This is a genomic window from Paenarthrobacter sp. 10L412 (assembly GCF_056395565.1).
In genome coordinates, this window is record NZ_JBFTJT010000006.1 from 487,552 (window position 1) to 493,932 (window position 6,381).

Consider the following 6,381-nt stretch of genomic DNA (forward strand, 5'->3'; position numbering starts at 1 on the left):
CCGAGCAAAAGCCCAGGGCATCAGTTTGAGTCATCTGGCCTTGAGAGGCGCTCCCCCAATTTAGTTCGGCCACCAACCTATGGTGGTGGTATTCGTTTTGGTGGTTGTGCTGTTCGGCCACCAGCCGATTGCCGTACTGTTGCTATCCTGCGAAGGCTCGGCGTTAGCCGGAGCAGCTAGCCCCGTTACTGCCAGAACTGCTGCCATGAGCAGTGTTGCCGCAAATTTCTTCATCCGCTGTGCCCTTTCATACTGATGCGAATTACCGGTGTGACTTGAAAAAGGTCACGAGGCAAACTATACGAGCTTTTCTTCGCTATGGACATGGATAATGGGCACATGCAGAGTCCACAATTAACGCCTCATCTTGTAGCCGGACTCAATGCGCGCGCCAAATGGAAAGAACGTCACTTTGACGAGGCCTTTCGGTTAGCCGGTGAAGCTGCACATCTTGCCATTGATGCCGGCGATGAACTGTCTTGGTGGAACATGCGTTACTTGCAGGCGGAATGCCTCCGGGACCAAGGCCGGATCGAGGAATATCTGGCATTGGCACTGGAACTGAATGATCACGAACTCACGGCCTCCTCGCCTGAGCTTGGCGCCAAAGCCGGGACCATGGTTGCCGTTGCCCTCCAGGGTCTGGGGCGTCTGGCCGAGGCCGCCGCCATGGCTGCGGATGCCGCCAAAGTGGCTGCCCGGGACGCGGACTTGGTGTATGTGCAGATCCTGGCGCAGCGTGCGCTCATTGCCTCCCTTGCCGAAAGCCGGCTGCTGGACGATGCCTGGCGTGAGTGCTTGGAGCTGGAATCCCTGCTGACCGAAGACATCGACGAAGACACCGCAGGCAAGGGCTATTGGGTGATCGGGAACGTTGCCTTCCTGGCAAACCGGGTTGAAGATGGCAGCCGGTACCACGATCTTGCTTCCGAACGGCTGTCCCCATCCAAGGACGTGGACTTGTGGGCACGCTTCAATCGCGCCTCGGCGGAAATGCGGCTTCAGGCCCGGCTGAGTGATGCCGCTACCCTGCGATGCATCGAGAGGGCCGAGCTCGCCACAGACATCGTGGGCGGTTCCGAGAGGGACCATTTGGAAATGTCCCTGGTCCGCGCCCACTGGAACTATCTCAACGGCGATATGCAGGAAGCCCTCACCATCCTTGAGCCCTTGTGTGCCCGGTCTTCCATCCTCGCCACCCAAACCTCTGCAGAGTCGCACTTCCTCTTGGCCAGGACTTTGCTCGCACTGGGCCGGCGGGAAGAAGCCGTCGCGACTTTCAGCCAAACCGCAAACCTTTTCGATCAGGCCGCCCTCCCTGATCGCAGCTCGGCCGTTCGTGCGTACCTCCGGGATATGGTTGATCAGCGAGGCGAACCGCACGGGGAGTGACCATGTCCGAGGAAAACTCGAATGCCGCACCAGATCCACGTCTGGGATTGCTGCTGGATGGCATCGTCAGGCTTGCCGCGGGAGACCTGAACACCAGGATTGAAATCTCCGATGCCCGCGACGAGATCGACGCCGTGATCATGGGCACCAACCTCCTTGCCGAGGACCTCCAGATTATCTATGAAGAGCTGGAGCAGCGGGTGGCAGACCGCACCCGGCAGCTGCACGAGGCCCACCGCGAAATGCAGCACATGGCCATGACGGATCCCCTCACAGGTCTTCACAACCGCTCTGCCTTCTCCACCGCGCTCGCGGAATCCCAGGCCAGGGGCCCCAATGGCAATCAACGGCCGGCCATCCTGCTGATGGACATGAACGGCTTCAAGGGCGTCAATGACTCCCTGGGCCACACCATCGGAGACAAAGTGCTGGAAACGGTGGCAGCCCGCATCAGTGCTGCCGTCCGCGAGGAGGACATGGTTGCCCGCATGGGCGGCGACGAATTCGCAATCCTGCTGCAGGACGTTACCCCGGCGAAGGCGGCGTCCATCGGTAATCGGATCCTGGCTGCATTGGACGGGACCATGGAGATCGACGGCCAACACGTACGGTGCGGCGCCAGCATGGGCCTTCGGATGGCAGATCCCGGCAAGAGTGCCGAGGAACTGATGATGGAAGCGGACATCGCCATGTACGAATCCAAGGCTGATGGTCGCGGCAAATTGAAGGTCTTTGATACCGACATGCTCCTTGCCCGGCAACTGCGCAACCAACTCGTGGGTGAGCTCAAAGAAGCGATCGCCGGTTCGCAGCTGGTGCTCTACTACCAGCCCATCATCCGCTTGGACACCCGCGGAATTGAAGGCGTCGAGGCCCTGGTCCGTTGGAAACACCCCACCCGCGGCATGATCATGCCGGATGAGTTCATTCCCATTGCCGAGGAAACGGGAATGATCTCCGATCTGGGCGGGTGGGTGCTGCGCACCGCCGTCGAGCAGTTGCAGCGATGGCGCAGCGACCCCTTGACGGGGCGCCACGACTTCAACATGCGCATCAACGTGTCCGCCGCTGACCTCCAGCGTTTGGAGTTCGTGGAGGACGTACGCGAAGCCCTGACTTCGGCCGGGCTGGACCCCTCGCTGCTGGTTCTGGAGCTGACCGAAAGCGCCGTCATTCAAGGGAACGACCTTGACCGGTACACGCTGAACAGTCTTCGGCGGCTGGGTGTCGAGATGGAGATCGACGATTTCGGCACCGGATACTCCTCCATCGATTACCTCCGGCGCTTGCCCGTGCACGCCGTCAAGGTGGACAGAACGCTCCTCACGGCCCTCGGCAGCGATCCCGCGCAGCCCGCCCTCCTCGCGGCAGTCCTGCAGCTCATTCGTGCGTGCGGCCTCGGTGCTGTGTGGGAGGGAATCGAAACAGCGGAGCAGGCAGACTTCCTGCTCAGCATTGGGTGCACCAGCGGGCAGGGCTACTACTTCAGCCGCCCTCTGCCGGAGGCGCAACTGACCGAACAGCTGAAGCACCACAAGACCTGGCCGATCCAGGATTAAACGCGCGACGGCGGTGGGCTGGCTTTAGCCTGCACCACGAGTTGGCCGGGACGTCAGGATCCCTTTTGGCGCGCGCGCCATTCGGAGTCGAGGATGGCATAGATATTTTCAGTGGCCCACTGGCCTTTGTAGTGCCAGTTGTCCACCAGGGTAGCCTCCAACCGCATGCCCAAGCGTTTGCATATACCGGCGGAGCCAGTGTTGAGCGCATCGAGTTTCGCGTCTATGCGGTGGAAGTTCAACTGGCCGAATGCCAATTTCATGACAGCCTCAGCCGCCTCCGTCGCTATTCCCTGGCCCCTGCCCTCGGGGTGGAGGATCCAGCCAAGCTCAGCCTGGCCTGTTCCCTCCAGCCATTTCAGGACGATCTCACCCATGAGTCCCGGACGGTCCTGGCGTTCAATGGCAAGGCAGGCCCAGTCGCCTTCATGCTTGAACTGTGCATTCGCGTACCGACCCAGAACCTCCATGGACTGCGTCTTGGTCAGTTCATTGCGGAAGAGGTATCGGGCGGTCTCCGGCAGCGATTGATAAGCGTGGAACCGGTCCAGGTCCTCGGCCTCGAAACGCCGCAGTATGAGTCGTTCGGTCATGATCGGAAGCTCAATTTCGGGCATGTCTTCGAGGCTACTAGGCGCATCCAAATCCTCGCCCAAGCTTTGTCCAGTCTTGACAGTTGGCCCGATCTGGGATTACCTAATGAACATTCGGTAAATAAAGCTGGAGGCAATGACGCATGGTTGAAACAACCCTCTCCGGTGCAACGCACCACATCCTGACGAACGACTACGCGTCTGAATGGATGGGCATTGAGGTCCTCAAGATCGACGACGGGCATGCCACCATCCGCATGCACCTCCGCCAGGAAATGCTCAATGGATTCGGAATGGCCCATGGCGGAATGATCTTCGCCTTCGCGGACACCGCCTTCGCACTGGCCTGCAACCCGGCCAACCCCACGCCAAAGCAAGCTGCCAACATCACGGTGGCGTCCGGCGTCGACATCAACTTCATCAAGCCGGCGTTCGAAGGCCAGGTGATTACCGCCGTCGCAAACCGTCGCGCGAGTACCGGCCGCAGCGGCCTCTACGACATTCAGATCTACGCGGCTTCACCAGGCGCCGCGGGCGCCACCCCCGATCCAGATCCCGGAGAACTCATTGCAGAGTTCCGGGGCCGCAGCCGCACCATCTCCAAGAAGTAGGAACTCCAGATGACCCAGAACACCGTCGCCGCGCCCGCGTCGTCCACCTCCGAGGCAACCGCGCCCGTCCTGGACCGCGAAGAAACGATGTCCCGCGACGAGCTTGAAGCACTCCAGCTCAACCGTCTGCAGCACACCGTGGCTTATGCCTACGATCGCGTGCCGCTGTACAAGCGCAAGTTCGATGAAGCAGGCGTGCACCCGACCGACCTCCGCGAGTTGAGCGACCTCGGCAAGTTCCCGTACACCACCAAGGAAGACCTCCGGCTGGAGTATCCGTTTGGCATGTTCGCGGTCCCGCAGCACGAGGTTGCCCGCGTCCACGCGAGCTCCGGCACCACCGGCCGCCCCACCGTGGTGGGCTACACCAAGAACGACCTCGCCAACTGGGCAACCCTGGTGGCCCGTTGCCTGCGCGCCTCCGGCGTCCGCCCTGGAATGAAGGTCCACAACGCCTACGGTTATGGTCTCTTTACCGGCGGCCTCGGCGCCCATGCCGGCGCCGAAGCGCTGGGCTGCACGGTCATCCCGATGTCCGGCGGCCAGACCGAACGCCAGATCCAGCTCATTCAGGACTTCAAGCCGGACGCCATCCTGGCCACGCCCACGTACCTGCTGACGATCGCCGACGCCATGGCCCACCAGGGCATCGACCCCACGTCCACCTCGCTAAAGTACGCCGTGCTTGGCGCCGAGCCGTGGACCGAAGAGATGCGCCACGAACTCGAAACCACCATGAACATCAAGGCCTGCGACATCTACGGGCTCTCCGAAGTCATGGGCCCGGGCGTCGCTGGCGAAGCTGTTGAAACCCAAGATGGCTGCCACATCTGGGAAGACCATTTCCGGCCCGAAATCATCGATCCCTTTGATCACTCCACAGTCCTCGGCGACGGCGAACCGGGCGAACTGGTCTTCACGTCGCTGACCAAGGAAGCACTGCCGATCATCCGCTACCGCACCAAGGACCTCACCCGCCTGCTCCCCGGCACCGCCCGCCCCGCACACCGCCGCATGGGCCGCATCACCGGCCGCAGCGACGACATGATCATCCTGCGCGGCGTGAACCTCTTCCCCTCCCAGATCGAGGAAATCGCCCTGCGCATCCCCGAACTCAGCCCGCACTTCCAGCTCGAAATCACCCGCCCCGAGGGCAAGCGCATGGATTCGTTGACCGTGAAGATCGAGCGGCGCGAAAACGTCCCCGCAGAGTCAAGCACGACGGCGGCCCGTACCTTGCGCGAGCAGATCAAGATTCACGTGGGGTCTTCTTGCGTAGTTGACGTTGTGGAGCCCGGTTCCCTTGAGCGTTCCAACGGGAAGCTCCGCCGGATCTACGACATGCGGCCGAAGGGCTGACATGCGGCGTCGCTGAACGGCAGCCCGTCTAGAGATCGTGAGAAAATGCCACCATGCCTACTGAGACAACCACCAAGCGCGGACGGCCCGGTTACGACCAGCAGTCGGTGCTCCGCATCGCCGTCGACGTCTTCAACCGCCACGGGTACGATGCTACGTCCATGGGCATCCTGGCCGAGAACCTCGGGATCTCCAAGTCAGCCATCTACCACCACGTGCCGTCCAAGGGCGATCTGCTGAAGCTCGCCCTGGACCACGCCCTCGGCGGCTTGGAGGCCATCCTGGACGAGCCTGCCGCCACCTCCGGGGCGGCAGATGCTCGGCTGGAGTTCGTGCTTCGGCAGACCATCGCGGTACTGGTGGACAGGCTGCCGTTCGTCACGTTGCTGCTGCGCCTGCGGGGAAATACCGAGATCGAACGCGACGCCCTGGAACGTCGTCGCGCCTTCGACCACAAGGTTGCCGCGCTCATCGCCGCTGCCCGGCAAGACGGCTCCCTGCGCCAGGACATCGATCCCCGCACGGTCACCCGGCTCCTGTTCGGCACGATCAACTCGATCGTGGAGTGGTACAAGCCAGGCGGCTCCCTCTCCCCCGAGAAACTTGCCGACGACGTCATCACCATGGCCTTCGACGGCCTCCACACCGCCGCCTGACCTTCTCTCACATCCGGACCGGTTTCCCTGGATGCTCTCTCACATCCGGACCGGTTTTCCCGGTTCCTCGTTACCTTTTTCGTAGCCCGTTTCCTGGTGCAGGATGTGGGTGTGCTGGCCTGCTGCCCCGGCATGATTGCGTTCCTCTGTCGATCCGATGATCTTGAGAGTGTTGTCACCGGGGTTGGTAGGTGCCGGGAGACCGCTGATA

Annotated in this window: 6 protein-coding genes; 5 read left to right on the top strand and 1 reads right to left on the bottom strand. The window is 61.9% G+C overall.

What is annotated here, in order from left to right; translation table 11 throughout:
• Positions 1-339: 339 nt before the first annotated feature.
• Both AC1DD7_RS10280 and AC1DD7_RS10285 read left to right on the top strand, forming a co-directional pair.
• A complete protein-coding gene (locus AC1DD7_RS10280; protein ID WP_477514878.1) occupies positions 340-1,392 on the top strand; it encodes a hypothetical protein in 1,053 nt (350 codons plus the stop codon).
• A 2-nt stretch (positions 1,393-1,394) separates the two neighbouring features.
• Positions 1,395-2,951: a putative bifunctional diguanylate cyclase/phosphodiesterase gene (locus tag AC1DD7_RS10285; protein WP_477514879.1), complete on the top strand. Its 1,557-nt coding sequence runs from the start codon at positions 1,395-1,397 to the stop codon at positions 2,949-2,951.
• A 53-nt stretch (positions 2,952-3,004) separates the two neighbouring features.
• Here AC1DD7_RS10285 and AC1DD7_RS10290 read toward each other — a convergent pair whose 3' ends face one another.
• Positions 3,005-3,568, bottom strand: coding sequence for a GNAT family N-acetyltransferase (locus tag AC1DD7_RS10290; RefSeq protein WP_477514880.1), 564 nt, complete (start codon positions 3,566-3,568; stop codon positions 3,005-3,007).
• A gap of 119 nt (positions 3,569-3,687) precedes the next feature.
• On the opposite strand from AC1DD7_RS10290, the gene AC1DD7_RS10295 reads away from it, so the two are divergent.
• Genes AC1DD7_RS10295 through AC1DD7_RS10305 form a run of 3 tightly spaced genes read left to right on the top strand, consistent with a single transcriptional unit; the run spans position 3,688 to position 6,170 of the window.
• Entirely contained in the window at positions 3,688-4,155 is a 468-nt protein-coding gene (locus tag AC1DD7_RS10295) for a hotdog fold thioesterase (RefSeq protein WP_224088717.1), read from the top strand.
• A gap of 9 nt (positions 4,156-4,164) precedes the next feature.
• The gene (paaK, locus tag AC1DD7_RS10300) at positions 4,165-5,514 is read left to right on the top strand and encodes a phenylacetate--CoA ligase PaaK (RefSeq protein ID WP_477514881.1); all 1,350 of its coding nucleotides are present in this window, start codon (positions 4,165-4,167) and stop codon (positions 5,512-5,514) included.
• A gap of 53 nt (positions 5,515-5,567) precedes the next feature.
• Complete coding sequence (locus tag AC1DD7_RS10305) at positions 5,568-6,170, top strand: TetR/AcrR family transcriptional regulator (RefSeq protein ID WP_442003525.1); 603 nt, start codon at positions 5,568-5,570, stop codon at positions 6,168-6,170.
• The last annotated feature ends 211 nt before the right edge of the window (positions 6,171-6,381 follow it).